Annotated in this window: 19 protein-coding genes; all 19 read right to left on the reverse strand. The window is 49.3% G+C overall.

Annotation, left to right across the window (positions count from 1 at the left end; translation table 11 throughout):
- Positions 1-38: 38 nt before the first annotated feature.
- The gene (locus tag ACX1C1_RS20810; protein WP_458954068.1) at positions 39-257 is read right to left on the reverse strand and encodes a YlzJ-like family protein; all 219 of its coding nucleotides are present in this window, start codon (positions 255-257) and stop codon (positions 39-41) included.
- Entirely contained in the window at positions 254-1,093 is an 840-nt protein-coding gene (locus ACX1C1_RS20815) for a ClpP family protease (RefSeq protein ID WP_458954069.1), read from the reverse strand. Before ACX1C1_RS20815 ends, ACX1C1_RS20810 begins: the two co-directional genes overlap by 4 nt.
- Positions 1,094-1,264: 171 nt before the next feature.
- Positions 1,265-2,947, reverse strand: coding sequence for a ribonuclease J (locus ACX1C1_RS20820; protein WP_458954070.1), 1,683 nt, complete (start codon positions 2,945-2,947; stop codon positions 1,265-1,267).
- A gap of 278 nt (positions 2,948-3,225) precedes the next feature.
- Positions 3,226-4,101 carry a 4-hydroxy-tetrahydrodipicolinate synthase gene (gene dapA, locus ACX1C1_RS20825; protein WP_458954071.1) on the reverse strand — a complete coding sequence of 292 codons (876 nt, stop codon included), beginning with the start codon at positions 4,099-4,101 and terminating at the stop codon, positions 3,226-3,228.
- A gap of 129 nt (positions 4,102-4,230) precedes the next feature.
- Positions 4,231-5,445, reverse strand: coding sequence for an aspartate kinase (gene dapG, locus ACX1C1_RS20830; protein WP_458954072.1), 1,215 nt, complete (start codon positions 5,443-5,445; stop codon positions 4,231-4,233).
- 196 nt (positions 5,446-5,641) lie between these two features.
- On the reverse strand, positions 5,642-6,232 hold the full coding sequence (locus ACX1C1_RS20835) for a dipicolinate synthase subunit B (protein WP_458954073.1): 591 nt from the start codon (positions 6,230-6,232) through the stop codon (positions 5,642-5,644).
- Positions 6,229-7,128: a dipicolinate synthase subunit DpsA gene (dpsA, locus tag ACX1C1_RS20840; protein WP_458954074.1), complete on the reverse strand. Its 900-nt coding sequence runs from the start codon at positions 7,126-7,128 to the stop codon at positions 6,229-6,231. The genes ACX1C1_RS20835 and dpsA overlap by 4 nt, the downstream gene beginning before the upstream one ends.
- Positions 7,129-7,314: 186 nt before the next feature.
- On the reverse strand, positions 7,315-7,761 hold the full coding sequence (dut, locus tag ACX1C1_RS20845) for a dUTP diphosphatase (RefSeq protein WP_458954075.1): 447 nt from the start codon (positions 7,759-7,761) through the stop codon (positions 7,315-7,317).
- Positions 7,742-9,007 (reverse strand): M16 family metallopeptidase, encoded by a 1,266-nt coding sequence (locus ACX1C1_RS20850; RefSeq protein WP_458954076.1) that lies wholly within the window; start codon positions 9,005-9,007, stop codon positions 7,742-7,744. The genes dut and ACX1C1_RS20850 overlap by 20 nt, the downstream gene beginning before the upstream one ends.
- Before the next feature lie 90 nt (positions 9,008-9,097).
- Positions 9,098-10,105 carry a polysaccharide deacetylase family protein gene (locus ACX1C1_RS20855; RefSeq protein WP_458954077.1) on the reverse strand — a complete coding sequence of 336 codons (1,008 nt, stop codon included), beginning with the start codon at positions 10,103-10,105 and terminating at the stop codon, positions 9,098-9,100.
- A gap of 199 nt (positions 10,106-10,304) precedes the next feature.
- Positions 10,305-12,410: a polyribonucleotide nucleotidyltransferase gene (gene pnp / locus ACX1C1_RS20860; RefSeq protein ID WP_458954078.1), complete on the reverse strand. Its 2,106-nt coding sequence runs from the start codon at positions 12,408-12,410 to the stop codon at positions 10,305-10,307.
- Positions 12,411-12,515: 105 nt separating this feature from the next.
- Positions 12,516-12,785, reverse strand: a complete 270-nt coding sequence (gene rpsO, locus ACX1C1_RS20865) for a 30S ribosomal protein S15 (protein ID WP_116043562.1) — start codon at positions 12,783-12,785, stop codon at positions 12,516-12,518.
- 180 nt (positions 12,786-12,965) lie between these two features.
- The gene (locus ACX1C1_RS20870) at positions 12,966-13,913 is read right to left on the reverse strand and encodes a bifunctional riboflavin kinase/FAD synthetase (RefSeq protein WP_458954079.1); all 948 of its coding nucleotides are present in this window, start codon (positions 13,911-13,913) and stop codon (positions 12,966-12,968) included.
- Between the two features lie 32 nt (positions 13,914-13,945).
- A complete protein-coding gene (gene truB / locus ACX1C1_RS20875; RefSeq protein ID WP_458954080.1) occupies positions 13,946-14,854 on the reverse strand; it encodes a tRNA pseudouridine(55) synthase TruB in 909 nt (302 codons plus the stop codon).
- 2 nt (positions 14,855-14,856) lie between these two features.
- A complete protein-coding gene (locus tag ACX1C1_RS20880; protein ID WP_458954081.1) occupies positions 14,857-15,846 on the reverse strand; it encodes a DHH family phosphoesterase in 990 nt (329 codons plus the stop codon).
- The gene (gene rbfA / locus ACX1C1_RS20885; protein WP_458954082.1) at positions 15,843-16,199 is read right to left on the reverse strand and encodes a 30S ribosome-binding factor RbfA; all 357 of its coding nucleotides are present in this window, start codon (positions 16,197-16,199) and stop codon (positions 15,843-15,845) included. Before rbfA ends, ACX1C1_RS20880 begins: the two co-directional genes overlap by 4 nt.
- 8 nt (positions 16,200-16,207) lie before the next feature.
- Positions 16,208-19,021 (reverse strand): translation initiation factor IF-2, encoded by a 2,814-nt coding sequence (infB, locus tag ACX1C1_RS20890; RefSeq protein WP_458954083.1) that lies wholly within the window; start codon positions 19,019-19,021, stop codon positions 16,208-16,210.
- Positions 18,990-19,343 carry a L7Ae/L30e/S12e/Gadd45 family ribosomal protein gene (locus tag ACX1C1_RS20895; RefSeq protein ID WP_458957748.1) on the reverse strand — a complete coding sequence of 118 codons (354 nt, stop codon included), beginning with the start codon at positions 19,341-19,343 and terminating at the stop codon, positions 18,990-18,992. The genes infB and ACX1C1_RS20895 overlap by 32 nt, the downstream gene beginning before the upstream one ends.
- Entirely contained in the window at positions 19,333-19,650 is a 318-nt protein-coding gene (rnpM, locus tag ACX1C1_RS20900; protein ID WP_458954084.1) for an RNase P modulator RnpM, read from the reverse strand. The genes ACX1C1_RS20895 and rnpM overlap by 11 nt, the downstream gene beginning before the upstream one ends.
- Positions 19,651-19,653: the final 3 nt, after the last annotated feature.

Below are 19,653 nucleotides of genomic sequence, written 5' to 3' on the forward strand. Positions count from 1 at the left end.
GCACAGTTCCGGGTGACGGACTATTTGTACCCGAACGTCTATTCGAAATCGTAGGAAATCAATGTACCTGGTGCAAGCGTGGGATCCAGGTAATCGTACAACGAACATTCTAATAATCGTACGATCTTCCCATAACCCGGTGCCACCGGCACGACCGTCATTTTAATACCTTTGACTCGCACATCAAGCGTTAGCTCCCCCTCATTCTCATATCCTTGAAGGACTAGCTCAAGAGGCATAATCGTGTGCAGCGTCATTGCGGCGCACCTGCTTCCATTCCTGTGCCGTCCATCGCATTGGTGTTTGCTGCGATTACAACATCCATACCCGCCATTGCTTCTTTAGGAGCACGTTTGGAGTCAATCAGTCGGTTCAACGTTCTAAGCGACTCGCCTAATCCTCCAATTTCGTCGATTAGTCCATGCTTGACTGCATCAGCACCAATTACAGTCGTTCCGATATCGCGAGTGAGCTCTCCAGTTTTGAACATGAGCTCCTTAAACGTAGCCTCAGTAACTTGAGAATGTGACGTTACGAACCGTACGACGCGCTCTTGCATTTTGTCCAAATATTCAAAGGTTTGAGGGACTCCAATAACAAGACCATTAAGGCGTATGGGGTGAATCGTCATAGTGGCAGTTTCAGCTATAAAGGATCGATCTCCCGATACTGCGATCGGAACACCTATCGAGTGACCGCCTCCCAATACGAGTGTGACGACTGGTTTCGACAAGGAAGCGATCATTTCCGCGATTGCAAGACCTGCTTCTACGTCCCCGCCAACCGTGTTTAATACGATCAACACGCCTTCAATCTTTGGATTTTGTTCCGCTGCAACTAATTGTGGGATGATGTGTTCGTATTTGGTTGTTTTGTTTTGCGGCGGCAAGATCAAATGACCTTCGACCTGTCCGATTATTGTCATACAAAAAATGTTGGATTCCGCCGGAACCGGCGGTCCCGTTGTACCTAACTGTTGAATACTCTCAATAGCCGTGCTTTTTTTCTTCTCTTCTTGTGGTTGCTCCTGCGGCAGGGTCTGTGGCTGCGGATCTGATTGATTCCCTTTGTTAGCGCTTATTTCATCCATCATAACAATTCCCCCTATGTTGTACTACAGCTTGTCATAGTATGGAATTCACGCCGGAAAATATACAACAAACGAGGGAGGCGCCGCCTATCCGTTACAAAAAAAATCGCTTCAATGACCCAATAAAGGTCAATGAAGCGATATGGAAAATCGTGATGGGTATGTCTATACCGACTAAACCTCCATGATGATCGGCAATATCATAGGGCGGCGGCGTGTTTGTTCGTATAGGAAACGTCCAAGCGCGTCTTTTACATTTGTTTTGAGCGATGCCCACTCATTAACTTTGTCGTTCATCAATTTGTTTAATGTGGAAGTTACAATCCGGTTTGCCTCGTCCAGAAGTCCTTCGGACTCTCTTACATACACGAAGCCACGAGAAATAATATCTGGTCCGGATAGGATCGTTCCGTCTTGTTTGCTTAACGTCACCACGACAACGAGGATTCCATCTTGCGACAACAGCTTGCGATCACGCAATACGATGTTCCCTACGTCGCCAACTCCGAGACCGTCGATCAGAACGTTGCCGGCAGGTACCTTGGATCCCTTACGGCCGGATCCACCTTGGAATTCAACTGTATCGCCATTCTCGATGATGAAGATGTTTTCTTTCTCCATACCGATCTGTTCGCCCAATCTGCCATGCAGACGAAGCATACGATATTCACCGTGAATCGGAATAAAGTACTTCGGTTTAATCAGGTTAAGCATCAGCTTGAGCTCTTCTTGGCTGCCATGTCCCGAAACGTGAACGCCAGATACGGAACCCGGTCCGTAGATAACGTTTGCACCAAGCTTGAACAACTCGTCCACTGTACGGCCTACATAACGTTCATTACCAGGGATCGGTGTAGCTGCGATAATAACGGTGTCGCCTGGCAGAATATCGACTTTGCGGTGCGTAGAGCGCGCCATCCGCGTCAGTGCGGACATCGGCTCGCCTTGGCTGCCTGTGCATAGAATAACGACACGGTCTGCTGCAAGCTTGTTCACTTCCTCAGGCTCAATCAGCATTCCTTCTGGAATATTGAGGTAACCTAATTCGGACGCGATTCCGACAACATTCACCATGCTGCGACCTACGACTGCAATCTTACGGCGTGTTGCGATCGAAGCGTTAATGATTTGTTGAATACGGTGCACGTTGGACGCGAATGTAGCAACCACGACGCGTTGGGTGGATTTGCGGAAGATATCTTCCAGCTCGTCCCCTACGTTGCTCTCCGAAGGCGTGTATCCTGGACGTTCCGCGTTTGTGCTGTCTGACAATAACGCCAATACGCCGCGGCTTCCGATCTCGGCAATACGCTGCAAGTCAGCGAATTGATCGTTGACCGGCGTGTGGTCGAATTTGAAGTCGCCAGTATGAACCACGATGCCTTCCGGTGTATCCAAGCAGACGCCAACTGAGTCCGGGATACTGTGATTAGTTTTGAAGAAGCTTGCTCGGATGGTGCCGAGTTGAATCTCTGAGTCTGCATTGATCAGAATACGTTTCGTTTCGCCAAGCAGACCTGCTTCCTTCAGTTTCCCTTCAATAAGGCCGAGTGTTAGCTTCGTGCCGTATACGGGAACGTTCAGATGTCTCAGCACATATGGCAAACCGCCAATATGATCCTCATGACCGTGCGTAATGAGAATAGCGCGAACCTTATCGCGGTTTTCCGTCAGATATGAAATATCCGGGATAACAATGTCGATGCCAAGCATGTCCTCTTCTGGGAACTTAAGACCCGAATCCACAACAACGATATCATTGTTGTATTGGATTACGTACATATTTTTGCCGATTTCGCCTACTCCGCCCAATGCGAATATAAGTAGCTTATCTTGGTTGTTGTTTTTCTTAGACAAGTGTATCTATACCTCCTACAAAAGTGTAATTCTTCATGATTTATCCGATTATTGGTATTACAGTTAACGCCAGATGCCGCTCTGACGGTATTTACTCAAATTGATTCTGTTTGCCGCACCCAATCACTTGTGACCATTATACATGAAGAAAAAGATGGAATACAAGTACTAGCCGTTAAACCTACACCGATTAGGATGACCAAAATAAAAAAACCGATGCTCCAGGCACCGGTTCAGTGTAATATTCGTGGTTTGCGGTTTAAGTATCTATGGATAAATTACCCAATCAGGTTACGCAAAAAGGCTTGCTCCGCTTCACTCGCTTCGACTAACGGCAATCTAACGCCGCCAACCGGAAGTCCTTTGAGCGACAATGCATATTTAACCGCGACGGGATTAGGTACAGGATGCGGGCAATGGAACAGACCCTTAAATACTGGGAAAAGCTTTCCGTTCAGCTTAGCGGCTTCTTCCACGCGGCCAGCAACATATGCTTCGATCATAGATTTCATGTCAGAGCCGATTACATGGCTCGCGACACTTACAATTCCGAATGCGCCTACCGATAAAGCCGGCAGTGTCATTCCGTCATCGCCGCTATACACACGGAATCCATCTGGTGCGCCGCTGACGATTTGGGTTAGCTGCTCCAGCGATGCACAATCTTTTGTAGCAACAACATTAGACAGCTGTGCTAAGCGCAGCGTTGTATCGACGGAGATATTAATGCCAGTACGACCTTCAACGTTGTACAACACAATTGGCAGCGCTGTCGATTCGGCAACGGCTTTGAAATGACGGTATAAGCCTTCCTGCGAGGGTTTGTTATAATATGGGGCAACAAGCAGTATACCGTCTACTCCACATTTCTCTGCGGATTTGGTCAAATGAATAGTATGGGCCGTATCATTGCTTCCCGTACCGGCGATGATCTTGCTGCGTCCCGCCGCACGCTCAACTGCAAATGTGAAGAGCTTCATTTTCTCTTCCTCAGTCAAAGTTGGCGACTCGCCTGTTGTGCCGGACACAACGATGCTGTCGCTGCCTTGCTCTTCGATCAAATAGTCAATCAGCTTGCCTGCGGTTTGCCAATCAATTTGCCCTTCTTCATCAAAGGGGGTGACCATCGCTGTAATCAATCTTCCGAAATCCATAGTGACTCCTCCTAGAAATAACAATCATTATGTGAGTGTTCATATCGTTCGTTTTTCAATGAATTGAAGCATGAATTAGTCTCGTACACGCATATCGAACGATTCGAACAATCTTTTATGTCTACTGCTTCATAAATGAAGATCGAATTTCGTGTGTAATGCCCTTAACGCAACAGCCATATCACTTTCCCGAACCAATACCCATATCGTTGTATTGGAATCGGCTGATTGCATGATAGAAATGCCTTGCTCCGTCAAAGCCTCCACGATCCGAGCCATGACGCCTGGCTGCCCGTTCATCCCTCCGCCTATGACGGAAATTTTGGCACAGCCTGGCACTAATGCAGGAGCAAAGCCCGCTTCCTTGAGCAAGGTTCCAGCGACTTCAGCATCCTTGTCAAACACCGTATAAAGGGCACCGCTTGGTGTAACGTTGATAAAATCCACACTGATATGATGTCGTGCCATCGTCTGGAAAACCTGCAATTGCATGTCGTTACGTCCATCTATCGCTTTAACAGCAATTTGAGTAATGCCCGCAACATGCGCAATGCCTGTTACCGGTTTGTCTCTGACGGGACGTTCGCTTGCGAGCGCGAGGTCGTCTGTTACAAGCGTGCCCGTCTCTTCGGAGAAGGTCGATCGCACCCGTACCGGTATTTTGGCTTGCATAGCAATTTCAACTGCGCGAGGGTGGATTACCTTCGCCCCTTGTCTTGCCATATTACAAATCTCTGCGTAGCTCACTACTGGCAGAGGCTTGGCATCTGTTACGATACGAGGATCAGCGGTCAGGATCCCAATGACATCCGTATAAATATCCACCATCTCAGCTCTTAGAGCTGCACCTAGCGCCGTTGCGGACGTATCGCTGCCGCCCCTGCCGAGAGTGGTCAAATCACCTTGTGTCGATATCCCTTGAAACCCTGCAACGACAACTACGTTGCCACGTTCCAATTGCTGAATCACAGGGTCTGGATTCACTCGTTTGATCCGTGCAGAGCCAAATCCTTCGTCGGTCAGTATACCCGCGCTTCCGCCTGTTAACGCAACAGAGGGTATGCCGGCGGCATTAAGCATGGCGCACAACACGGCTGCGGCGATAATCTCTCCGCAACCGATCAGCATGTCTTTCTCCCGCGCCGGGAGCTTGTCGCCCTCTTCTCTGACAAGTCCGAGCAGCGTGTCCGTTGCATAGGGGTCACCATTACGCCCCATTGCGGACACAACGACGACGATTTGGTATCCGTCGTCGCGTTCCCTCTTAATATGTTGAATGACACGTTCTCTAGCATGCAGGCTAGAGACTGAGGTTCCTCCGAATTTCTGTACGAGGATTCGCATTGCCGCTTTCCTCCTATCATCTACTGATGATGAGGAGCAGCGCATGATCCGTTGTTTAATACTATTGGCTGCTAAAATTAAAATTAGGCCTGAGCTTTAACTTTTTGTTGTGAATGCTACACGATGGCGGAAATCATAGGCAGCTGCTAGACATCATCAAACACAATTTGCTAATGCAACGATCTAATCTGTCCGCTTAACCGTGTCGCTCCACGAGTAAAGGCTGAATTTGCTTTCCTTGCAGTGCAGCTTCACAGGCTTCCATGACCAAATCCATACGTGCCACCAATGAATTCGGCTTCTGTACCGGATTATCCTGACCAAATGGAACAAAATAAATATGTTTAGCCACCAACAGCTTTGCTATATTAGCGGCGTTAAGCCCTAATCCATCGTTTGTCGAAATGGCTAATACAATCGGTCGACCGTTACGCATCTGCGCTTTGGCCGCCATCAATACGGCACTATCCGTAATCGCGTTCGCCAGACGGCTCGTCGTGTTCCCCGTACAAGGAGCAATGACTAGTACGTCAATCAGCTTGGAAGGTCCCAGAGGTTCGGCTTGCACGATCGTCGAGATGATCTCGTTGCCCGTAATGCTCGTTAGCTGTTCTTGCCATTCCTTTGCCGTGCCGAACCTTGTGTCAGTCGTTATGAGCGTATTCGATACGATCGGCACCACGTTTGCGCCAGCATCGACGAAACGCTTAATCTCCGGCATTACTTCTGCAAATGTGCAATGAGAGCCGGACAAAGCGTAACCTACCGTAATTCCATTCCAGTTCATATCCCATTCCCCCGCATGTTCGTATCATCCGTAATCAACTGTGCCAAGCATTCCGCTATGATACGTCCAGCTGTTTTGGGAGCGACGATACCGGGGAGACCGGGTGCAAGCATGGCCTTAATGCCACGTTTCTCAGCGAAGCGGAAATCTGTGCCGCCAGGCTTCGAAGCGAGGTCGATAATGACCGCTCGCGATGGTAAATTCGCTATAATTTGCGCTGTGACTATCATAGTCGGAATTGTATTAAAAAGCAAGTCAATATTGCCCGCTTTTTGGAGCAAAGCCCCTGTGTAGAACGGCTCGAAGCCCATCTCTGACGCCCTCGCATAATGCTCGGAACGTCGTACGCCAACTGTGACTTTCGCCCCTAATCCATGCAATACTCGAGCCATCGTAAACCCGGTTCTTCCGAATCCGAGAACCATGCATTGGGAGCCGTGAATCGTAATATCCGTGTGCTGAATCGCCATCATAAGCGCGCCTTCCGCTGTCGGAATAGAATTATAAATGGCGACATCGTCGCGATCAAATAATTCGACCAATTTAAGGCCGAACTGTGTGCATAGTTGCTTCAAATAAGGTTTCGCCATCCCGGTGTAAACGGTGCAATGCGAAGGCAGCTTAGCCATATGCTGCTCAGTAAGCACAATCTCTAGGTCGCTGAATACCGCATGGATCTGGCCGTTGTCATCTGTTCCTACGGCAGGAAGCAACAGCGCATCGACGTTCTCGAACAACGCCTCCTCGAATTCAGCATGTACCGCGCCGTCCAGCGACGAATGTAAACCGTCGAAGCCGCATACCGTTACGGAAGCGTCCAGCTCGCTCAGCTTGCGTATGACCTCCAGCTGCCGGGCATCGCCACCGAGCATAAGCACTTGAACGCCAGTAAGCATCAGGCTTCACTCCTCTCTAAGCCATTGAATGTAAAGTTAAGCAAAAAGGTATAGACCATCATATGCCATCGCCCAAAGCGGGGTGAACAGTTGCGGGCAACAAAAAAAAGCCGCCCCAGTCGTCATGTTCCAATGACTACTAAGGACAACTTATTTTCTTGGACCTAATCATCTTGTTTAATGATCTTATTTAACCCCAGTATGGCCAAATCCACCTGCACCACGAACCGTATCAGGAAGCTCTTGCGCCTCTTCGATCGAAACTTGTGGCACAACCTGGAATACCATCTGCGCGATGCGCTCACCGCGAGTTATCGTAAACGGTTCCTGTCCGAGATTAACAAGCAGCACTTTCACCTCGCCGCGATAATCCGCATCGATCGTTCCTGGCGAATTGAGACAAGTAATACCGTGTTTATACGCAAGTCCGCTGCGCGGACGAATCTGTGCCTCCAACTCACTTGGCATGGCCATCGCAAATCCGGTTGCAACTAGCTTACGTTCTCCCGGGGCAAGTACAACCGGCTCGTCAACCGCGGCCTGCAGATCAAAGCCTGCCGCCCATTCTGACATTTTTCGCGGAATCGCGATATCTTCGTTGCCTTCTAACCGTTTAAACAGAACCTGGTACAAGCTGATCTCTCCTCAACCCTGCAATTTCTTTATCTGTTGTTCCTACCGTTGCGACTGCGAATGGCGTTGCCAGCATCCGTTTCGTCACTTCGCGGATATGATCCATTGTTACATTATCGATACGAGCCAGAAGCTCGTCAAGCGTATAATGTCGGCCTAACATAAGCTCGTTTTTGCCAATACGATTCATTCGGCTGCTTGTGCTCTCGAGACTTAATATTAACGAACCTTTTAGCTGCTCCTTGCCGCGGTGGAGCTCATCATCGGCAAGCCCTTTGACGGACAACTCATGAAGTTGCTCCATCGTAAGCTCAAGCACATCCTTTGTTTGCTTAGGCGCTGTTCCCGCATAGACCGTAAATAGTCCCGAATCCGCATATCCCGTATGGTACGAGTAGACGGAATAAGCAAGACCGCGTTTTTCTCGAATTTCCTGGAAGAGACGTGAGCTCATCCCGCCGCCCATCGCATTGTTGAGCAGTACCATGGGATAGAGAAGCGGATCCGCGTTCGAGCAGCCAGGGAACGAAATACAGAGATGGTTTTGTTCTGTCTTCTTCTTATAGAACAAATAATCGCCATGGAACGCAGGTGGTGTAAGAAGAACGGGCTCAGAGTGACGGTTAAACGCTCCAAAATATTGCTCCAGCATCGCTAGCAGCTTCTCATCCTCTACATTTCCCGCTACGCTAATGACTGTATTCTCAATCGTATACCGTTCATTCATATAACCCCGCAATGCGTCAGGTCCCATGGCTTCAAGACGTTCTTTCAGCCCGAGAATCGAATAAGCAAGCGGATGATCTCCGTATGCGGCACGCGATGATTCATCATGTACTTTGTCATCAGGTGTATCCTCGTACATCGCTATTTCTTCCAATATAACGTTTTTTTCCTTGGCAAGCTCCTGCTCGTCGAACTGCGAATGGAAAAACATATCCGACAAAGCATCCACAGCCAGCGGCAGATGTTCGTCCAGCACCTTGGCGAAATAACAGGTATACTCTTTGGAAGTAAAGGCGTTAACGTTGCCTCCAATACCGTCGAACAGATCTGCGATATCTTTAGCTGTACGTTTCTCCGTTCCCTTAAACAACATATGTTCGATAAAATGTGAGATTCCGTTATTTTCCGGCGTCTCGTTTCGCGATCCCGTCTTTACCCAAATACCGAATGAGACTGAACGAACAGTGGAGATATTCTCCACCATTACGCGCAAGCCGTTGCTAAGTATGTATTTGTTCACCGAGCGTCCCCCTATTAATGGCGATTTGTTAAGCCGTATTCTTACTATGACCGAACATTGCCAATCACTAACACGAATGATTCCACTATATCAGAATCCATCTCCGCCCTCAAGAACGGCAGGCGTTCGGGCAGACGACAATGTCTCACTGACCGTGCCAATAAAATATCCCTTTGACTTGGCGCTGGCAATCATGCCATGTAGCGCCGCGCTAGAAGATGCTGTCGGATGCATCAGAATAAGTGCGCCAGGCTCCAGCTTCGAATTGATCTTATTCACGATCGTCTGAGGCTGGGGTTTCATCCAGTCAACAGTGTCAATCGTCCAAAGCACCGTTTGGAGACCCTGTTCCTTCGCGATCTGCACGGTTGCTCCATTGTAGGAGCCAGACGGCGGAGCAAACCAACGATTGTTGATTCCTAACCGCTCTTTAAGCAATTTCTCGGTCCGCATGATCTGCGAATATTGATCGCTTCGGTTCAAGTTTTTCATATCCGGGTGGGAATATGCATGGTTTGATAATTCATGCCCAGCATCCACTATTTTTTGTGCTAGCTCACCGTTTTTGTTTAACCACGAACCATCCAAGAAAAAGGTTGCCCGCACATTCTCTCGTGCCAAGGTCTCTAGAATTGGATCTAAGTATTCGTTGCCCCAAGCAACATTAATCATAAAGGCAATCATCCGTTTGTTCGAATTTCCTTTGTAGATCGGATGTGCTCCTAAATCCTCAAGTCCGATCTTCGGCTCAATCTCCTTGTAACGAAAAGGTATCGGTTCAGCTCTTGCGGACTTGAGCGCTTCCTCATAGGTGCGCTCGATGTCGACCTCCAGCCCATTATAGCCGGGAATGGCATGCCACACCCGATCGATCCTTGCATTGACAGGCTCTATGTATTTCGTTTCTGCTTCTGCAACAATCCGGTTATACAGCTCGCGCTTCTCGTCCTCTGACAAGGATGGCGGGCCAAAAGCAAAGGACGCATCTTCGCCAGCTTTGATCGCGTGGATAAAGGAAAGGATATCCCCGTTTAATCGAACAAAGACGAGCACCATTAATATGCTTGCCGCAATCGCAGTCGCCTTGCGAAGAGCCATTCCTCTCACTCCCAGCGTATCCCATTCCGACATTCGGCATGCGATCGAAGTCAACCGCAGCAAAGCCGATATGCGTTTATGAACCATCCTATGAGCAGGAGGACAAGATTATGCAGCTTGTCTTGAATACAAAACAAAAAGAGACAGATAGACTCTGACTCTTCGCTTGAATCGATGAAATTGTGGATAGCCGCGAATCTTATTTGGATTCAGCTGGCACTTCCGGCGTTAGCAGCACTTTGCGCGATAGATTGATTCGACCTTGTTGGTCGATCTCAGTTACTTTGACCGTAATTTGATCGCCGATCTTCACAACGTCTTCGCATTTGGCCACACGTTCTGTGGAAAGCTGTGAAATATGGACTAAACCGTCTTTGTTCGGCAGAATCTCAACAAACACGCCGAATTTCTCGATACGTTTGACTGTGCCAAGATAAATTTCGCCAATTACGACTTCCTTGACGATCCCTTCGATAATCGATTTGGCCTTCTGGTTCATCTCTTCGTTAGAAGAAGCGATAAATACCATGCCGTCTTGTTCGATATCGATTTTCACGCCGGTCTCTTCGATAATTTTGTTGATGATTTTGCCGCCTGCGCCGATTACATCACGGATCTTGTCCGGGTTAATGCGAAGCGTCAGGATCTTAGGCGCATACTTGGACAAGTTCGTACGAGGTGCCTGCATGACTTCAAGCATCTTGCCGAGGATATGCATCCGGCCTTGACGTGCTTGCTCTAATGATTGTTGCAGGATTGCGCGGTCAATACCATCGATCTTAATATCCATCTGGATCGCTGTTACGCCGGCTGCCGTACCCGCAACTTTAAAGTCCATATCGCCGAGGTGATCTTCCATACCTTGGATGTCGGACAAAATGGAGAAGTGATCGCCGTCCTTGATCAGACCCATAGCGATACCTGCTACTGGTGCCTTGATCGGAACGCCAGCATCCATCATGGCAAGTGTGCTTGCGCAAATACTAGCTTGCGAGGTCGAGCCATTGGACTCCAATACTTCTGACACAAGACGAATCGTGTAAGGGAAGTCTGCTTCAGACGGAATAACCTTGGACAATGCGCGTTCGCCGAGCGCTCCATGACCAATCTCTCTGCGTCCTGGAGGACGGAGTGGTCTAGCTTCGCCAACGCTGAATGGAGGGAAGTTGTAGTGGTGCATGAATCGTTTTGTTTCTTCTGGCGAGATGCCATCAAGAATTTGAACGTCGCCCATAGCACCCAGCGTACAAATGCTCAGTGCTTGTGTCTGTCCACGTGTGAACAAACCAGAACCATGCGTACGAGGCAACAAATTAACGTCGCATTCGATCGGACGGATTTCGTCAAGCCCACGACCGTCAGGACGTACCTTGTCATGCGTAATCAAACGACGAACTTCTTCCTTCACGATGTCATAGAGTACTTCCTTCACATCGGAGAGCAGTTCTGGCGTTTCTGCGTATAGCGATTGGAAATGAGCAACCGTATCACCGTTGACAGCGTCAATCGCTTCTTGGCGAGCATGTTTTTCTGCAATCTTGATCGCTTCGACCAAACCAGCTGATGCGAAAGCACGAACTGCAGTGTTCACATCTTCATTTACGGCATGTAATTTAACAGCCATCTTTTCTTTGCCGGCTGTTGCTTTAAGCTCTTCGATTGTAGCTACGATGCCTTTGATCGCGTCATGACCAAACATGATCGCTTCGAGCATCACTTCTTCGGAAACTTCGTTAGCTTCCGCTTCTACCATCATGATGGCATCCTTCGTGCCAGACACGACTACAAAGATATCGGATGTTGTCTCTTGCTCGACAGTCGGGTTGATGATAAATTGTCCATCAATTCGTCCCACTACTACTCCGCCAATCGGACCGTCAAACGGTACGTCGGAGATCGTCAGCGCTGCAGAAGTACCGATCATTGCAGCAATCTCAGGCGAACAATCCTGATCCACGCTCATGACGATATTTGCGATCTGGACATCATTACGGAAACCTTCCGGGAACAATGGACGAATCGGTCTGTCCGTCAAACGGCTGGACAGGATCGCTTTCTCACTTGGTCTTCCCTCACGTTTAATAAATCCGCCTGGAATTTTGCCAACGGCATACAAACGTTCTTCGTAGTTCACGGTCAATGGGAAGAAATCCAAATCCTTAGGTTCCGTGGAAGCAGTAACGGTACACAGAATAACAGTCTCGCCATAGCGGACCGTGACGGCCGCGTTCGCTTGCTTCGCCAATCGGCCTGTCTCCAAGCTAAATGGTCTACCGCCAAGCATCATATCTACTTTATGTATCATTCGCGAACCTCCATTCATGTATAGTCAAAAAACTTATAAGTTTACAAAAAGCAACCCGTAGCCCTAATCCTAGGGACAATCAGGTTGCTTTCTGTTACGCATGTTCTAACGGCGAAGGCCGAGTTTTTCAATCAATGCGCTGTAACGTCTTACGTCTTTGTTCTTCAGGTAAGCCAGCAGCTTACGGCGTTGACCGACCATCTTGAGCAAACCGCGACGGGAATGATGATCTTTCTTATGCTCCCGCAAGTGTTGCGTCAAGTTCACGATGTTTTCCGTAAGGATAGCGACTTGAACTTCAGGGGACCCCGTGTCGCTTGCATGCGTCTTGTGAGTCTCAATCAGCTCATGTTTACGTTCTTGTGTAATTGCCATCCTTTTCACCTCCTTCTTTCATAATCGCCATTAGCCTCGCCGCCGCCGGTGAGAGCGGACAACCAAGCCAAGGTTCGGCTGTTGTCGAACATTGTCCATAACGGACAAGGTCCGGTCACAACTTCGAATAGTATAACATAAATGATCAATCATTGTCGAGCATCGCACTTTTTTTGTGAATTAGGGTTGCTGATTCAACGTCCTGGCCCGCTCTGCATCAATCGCGATCTGGTTGATTAATTCATCGATGGAGCTAAACTTCTGCTCGGGACGAATGAAATGATTAAATTGAACCGTCATCTCTTTGCCATAAATGTCCTGATCAAAATCAAACAGATTCGCTTCCATAACCGGCTTAATCTCTGATTTGTTAAAGGTCGGCTTCATCCCGTGGTTGAGGACGCCTTGGTATGATACGCCATCTATACTAGCCGTAATCGCGTATACACCAAGTCTTGGCGCCACATAAGGATCATGCAGCTCCAAGTTAGCTGTCGGAAACCCGATTGTCCGGCCTCTGCCGTCACCATGAACGACCGTACCTGTCACTTCATACGGACGACCGAGCAAGCCGTTTGCCATCATTAAATCACCTAGTTCAAGCGATTCTCTCGTGTATGTGCTGCTGACCTTCACATCGTTCTCATAAAGCGGCTCAACGATGCTTACGCCAATGTCGCCCTCACAAAGCTCTAGAAGTGCGGCGGCATTACCGGCTCCTTTGTAGCCGAACGTAAAGTCGAATCCGACCACGGCATGTCGCACGCCAAGCGGACGCAGCACGTCGTTAACGAATTCCGCAGGCGATACCGCCGCGAAGCTTAAATCGAAACGCATGACATACATGAGATCTACGCCAAGCTCTTCAAAGAGCTCCTTTTTCTTTGATAGCGGAGTCAGACAACTGTAATATTGATCCCCGTGACCGAGTACTTCCTTGGGATGCGGCGAGAATGTCATGACCGCTGATAACATCCCTTGTTCGCGAGCCGTCTGGACAGCTTGGCGAATAACGTTCTGATGGCCTCGGTGTACGCCATCGAAGTGTCCGATCGCAATGGCGACCGGCTTCTCCTGCGTTAACTCCGTCAAGCTCGTAAAGGGATAAGAGATAGAGATAAGTTCCATCGCGATACACCTGCATTTCCGTTAAACGTAGTTTATGAGAATACCTTAACAGGTCTTAATCCGAAAATTTCCATGTCGCATTGAAAAATACCTAGAAACGAATTGTTCGTGTCCGTGATGCGATATAACGTGCCATGCAACCACGGCTCATGAACCGTTACCGTACGCAACGACAGCTTCTGCCCGCGAAGCGCCTTCAAGGCAGCTTCCTCGGTTACGATCGCTTTCGGGATATGCGAGATCGCTTGTTCAGCAGCAACAAGCCTGCTCTCCAGATCACCCGTTGCCTGAAGCTCCTCAATCTGCTCCAGTGTCAAACAATGTTCGGCTGTTATGCCGCCTGACATCGTTCGTATCAAACTTTTCATCGTAGCGGGTACACCAAGCGCCTTGCCAATATCTACACATAACGTACGGATATATGTTCCCTTGGAGCATTCGACGGAAAACGTTATTTCCGGTTGCTCCATATCAAGCTCGCAGGCACCCAGGTCGATCCTGTGAATCGTTACTTTACGGGATTTGCGCTCGACAGACTTTCCTTCTCGCGCAAGCTCGTACAGCCGTTTGCCATCTACCTTGACTGCCGAGAACATGGGAGGTACCTGCTCAATTTCGCCGAGAAACGTTTGTAGAACACCTTCGATATCTTGGCGTGTCAACGGTCTGACGGATTCGGATGCGAGCACTTCGCCTGTCATATCTTCTGTATCCGTAGCAATGCCGAGCTTCAGCACAGCTTGATACGCTTTGGGCCTCTCTTGCACGTATTCCACGACTCGTGTAGATCGTCCCAGACATAAAGGCAACACGCCAGTAACCATAGGATCAAGCGTACCTGTATGTCCGATGCGCTTGAGTTTAAGCAGTCTTCTCACCTTTGCTACTACATCGTGTGAAGTCCACCCCGCCGGTTTCCACACCGCTAGTATTCCATCCATCCTTAAACCAACGCCTTTCTAACCGCTTCGACCAACCGTTCCGATGCCACTGCAATTGGTCCTTCCATCGTACAACCCGATGCACGAACGTGACCGCCCCCGCCGAATGACTGAGCGATGGATGCAACATCGGCTTTGCCAGCTGAACGCAGACTCGCTTTCACCTGACCCGCTTCCGTCTCCTTAAAGAGAATGCCGACTTCAACCCCGTCCACATTCAACGCATAATTGACGATACCTTCCAGGTCATCCGCCACCGCACCGCATTCGCGAAGATCATCTTTCGTCAGGTAGAGCCAACCGATCTCGAGGTTATCAGAAAAGGTGAGCCTGCTGAGCGCCGTCTGCAGCAGCTTAAGCTTGCCGATCGTCATCTTCTCAAGCAAATGATCTGCCAGCTCGCTGCCAGAAACGCCTATGGCCAGAAGCTTTGCAGCGATTTCCATGACTCGAGGACTTGTATTCGAATACCGGAAACCTCCCGTATCTGTCAGAAGCCCTGTATATAGGGCAGTCGCGCTATCCAAATCAAGCGTCAAACCTGCTGTTTCGATGAGATCATACAATATTTCGGCGGTTGCAGCTGCATCAGGCTTAATAATATTGACCGTACCAAAAGCATCATTGGTTGGATGGTGGTCGATGTTAAGGAGTGCTGCATCCGGGGCAAATAATGCCGATGCCTCTCCGATTCTGCGATAATCGGCGCAATCAACCGCGATAACGGCATCAAATGAGCCTGTCATCTTTGTTGCTTTGAGTGATTGAATGTCGTCATAACGATGCAAAAAGGATAAACGGCCTGGCAACAGACTTTCGTTCACGAGTACAGCGCTTTTCCCGAGCTTATTGAGCAGCCATGCCACGATAACCGTTGAGCTGATCGCATCACCATCTGGTTGAACATGTGAGACAACAAGAAAGGAAGCATGACCTTCAATGAAGGTCAATGCTTCTTTCAATGAAACGCTATAACGCTCTGCCCCGGTCACTTCGCGCTGCTTCCTTTGTTTAATTCGTCGAGAAGCGACTCGATTCGGCTGCCGTATTCGATACTGCTATCGAATTTGAACAACAGCACTGGCGTGTGTCGAAGCTTCATCCGTTTGCCAAGCTCCGAACGAAGGAAACCCGTGGCGCTAGCAAGCGCTTTGAGTGTTGCTTCCTTCTGTTCGTCGTTGCCAAGAACGCTTAGATAGATTTTGGCTTGGGACAAATCACTTGTTGTCTCAACACCAGTAACGGTGATGAATCCAATTCGCGGATCCTTCAGCTCCATCTGGATAATGCTGCTAAGCTCTTTTTTAATTTGCTCGCTTACGCGGCCAACCCTTATCTTCGCCATTTATTTAATCACCTCTCTACCGACTCCATAACGAAGGCTTCAATTATATCGCCTTCTTTAATATCGCTAAAGCGTTCCAGCGTTATACCGCACTCATAGCCTTGAGCAACTTCCTTAGCGTCGTCCTTGAAACGCTTGAGGGAATCGATCTTGCCCGTGTACACAACGATACCGCTGCGCACAATGCGAGCTTCCGCCGAACGTGTAATTTTGCCATCGATAATCATGGAACCAGCGATAGCACCGACCTTCGTAACTTTAAATACGTTACGGACTTCGGCATGGCCGATGATAACTTCCTTGAAGATTGGATCAAGCATACCTTTCATCGCTTGCTCGATCTCGTCAATTACGTTATAGATAACGCGGTGCATACGAACGTCAACCTTTTCTTGCGCGATTGTTGCTTCCGCTTGTGGATCAGGACGTACGTTGAAGCCGATGACGATTGCATTAGAAGCAGCAGCCAAGATAACATCGGATTCCGTAATTGCACCTACGCCGCTATGAATGATCTTGACGCGCACGCCTTCGATATCAATTTTGGCCAAGGAGCCTTTAAGTGCCTCGGACGAACCTTGCACGTCAGCTTTGATAATGACGTTAAGATCCTTGATTTCGCCTTCTTTGATATGATTGAACAGGTCATCAAGCGTAACGCGAGTATTGGCGCCCATCTCGGATTGACGATGTTTGATGGAACGACGATCTGCAATCGCGCGTGCCTTACGCTCGTCTTCGAATACCATGAACGGATCGCCAGCAAGTGGAACCTCTGTTAAACCTGTAATTTCAACAGGTGTGGAAGGTCCCGCTTCCTTGAGTCGACGACCGCGGTCGTTAACCATGGCACGAATACGTCCAAAGCAGTTGCCCGCAACAAACGCATCTCCGATACGTAGCGTACCGTGTTGTACCAGAATACGAGCAACTGGGCCTTTACCTTTGTCGAGCTCGGCTTCGATAACTGTAGCGCGAGCGCGTTTGTTCGGGTTCGCTTTGAATTCATTTACTTCAGAAACGAGTAAAATCATCTCAAGCAGACCCTCTAAGCCGATACGTTGTTTCGCAGAAACTTCTACGAAGATCGTGTCGCCGCCCCACTCTTCTGGAACCAGCTCATACTCAGTCATTTCTTGTTTAATTTTATCCGGATTTGCTTCCGGCTTATCGATCTTATTGACAGCAACGATAATCGGAACGCCAGCCGCTTTGGCATGGTTAATGGCTTCAACCGTTTGCGGCATGATGCCGTCGTCTGCTGCTACAACGATGATTGTAATATCCGTTACTTGAGCACCGCGTGCACGCATAAGCGTAAACGCTTCGTGACCAGGTGTATCGAGGAACGTAATCTTTTTGCTGTTGATTTCGACTTGATACGCACCGATATGTTGCGTGATGCCGCCAGCTTCGCCGCCGGTAACATTCGTTTTGCGAATCGCATCCAGCAGTGTCGTTTTACCATGATCGACGTGACCCATAATCGTAACTACCGGTGGACGTACTTGAAGGTTCTCTTCTTCATCCGTCTCTTCTACCGTTTCGAACGAATCTTCCTCAACAGGAATTTTCACTTCGACTTCAACGCCGTATTCGCCTGCAATCAGCAAAATAGCTTCCATTTCGATTTCTTGGTTAATTGTTGCCATTACACCAAGGAATAGGAGCTTCTTAATCACTTCAGATGCATCCTTGTGAAGCAGCTTGGCGAGATCGCCGACTGTTAACGTGCCGCGAACGATAATTTTCTTAGGTGTATTGTCAATTTTCTCGCGTGGGGGCTGCTGTGGACCTTTGCCACGACCTTTGCCGCCGCGATTATTCCCTTTGCCAAAACTGCTGCCACGGCCGTCTTCGAAGCGCTTCGTATTGCCGCCTTTGTTGAAACGGTCGCCACCGCCGCCACCTTTGTTGAAACGATCGTCGCCGCCGCCGGAGCGTGCAGGAGCCGGACGCGAATCAAAGCTGCGGCTTTGTCCTTGAGGCGCTGCTGCTGGACGACTGCCACCTTGACCGCCGCCGCCTGGAGCACCGCTGCGATTGCCACCTTGTCCGCCTTGGCCGCCTTGACCATAGCCAGGACGATTGCCGCCTTGACCTTGCCCGCCGCCATTATTGTACGGACGGCTTCCGCCTTGACCACCTTGTCCTGACGGACGATTACTGCTCTGTCCACCTTGACCTTGACCTTGGCCGCCGCTGTTATAAGGACGGCTGCCACCTTGACTGCCTTGACCTGCCGGACGATTGCCGCCCTGTCCACCTTGCCCGCCGCTGTTGTATGGACGGCTGCCGCCTTGACCTTGCCCTTGACCTCCACCGTTATACGGACGGCTGCCACCTTGGCCTCCCTGTCCGCTAGATGGACGATTGCCGCCTTGGCTTTGTCCTTGCCCTGCTGGGCGAGTATTCTGCTGTGGTCTTTGCTCACGCTGTTGCTGTTGGTCTCTTGGTTGTTGTTGCTGTTCGGTTGTTGGAGTTTTCGTATTAATAGAGTTCATTGTCCCCTGTCTCTCTTGAGTTGTGTTGCCGCGATTGCCTTGCTGCTGCGCGGCCTGCGGTCTAGCTTGAGCTGTTGAAACCGCCGCTCCGCCGCTCTCTTGAGCGCGTTTCGCCGCCGCATTTGACTTAATATCTCGGAAGAAGCCTTCAACCTTATGAACCATCTCATTTTCCATGACGCTCATATGGTTGTTAACAGGCAAGTTCAACCTTTTAAGAATGGTAATAATTTCTTTACTGCTCATATTAAGCGACTTCGCATACTCATAAACGCGAAGCTTATCTTTATTGTCCTTGCTGTCCTGTTTGTTGCTCAATAGGATCCACCTCCGTATTTTGGCTCAGATGATTTCCGATCATTTTTCCGAAGTTCACATCAGTCACGGCAAGAACAACGCGTTCGGCCTTACCTATCGCCATTCCTAGCTGTTCCCTGTTGTATGCCTCGGCGAGTTGTATTCCGTAGGTGCCGCACTTGTCTTTAAATTTTTTCTTCGTGTTCGGAGATGCATCACCGGCTATGATGACCAGACAAGCTTTGCCAGCCCTAACCGCCTTGAGTACAATCTCGTCTCCCGTGATCAACTTGCCTGCGCGCATGGCCATGCCTAGCGCCGACAATGCCTTGTCAGCCTTCATCGTCATCAGACTCCAGCTCCTTGGCCGCGATGAATTGATCCTCCACCGCAATAAATTCCTTTTCCAGTGCATCATATATATCATCGCCGACGGACTGTTTAAGCGCCCGATCCAGCGCCTTCGATTTCTTAGCCAACTTAAAGCAACTTACTTTGCCGCACAGATAAGCGCCGCGCCCAGCCTTCTTCCCCGTCAGGTCGATCGCGACTTCTCCGGACGGTGTCCGAACAACGCGGATAAGCTCCTTCTTTGGCATCATCTCTTGACAGGCGACGCACTTGCGAAGCGGTACTTTTCTCGGTTTCACCGC

The sequence above is a fragment of the Paenibacillus sp. strain BS8-2 genome, from assembly GCF_054483835.1.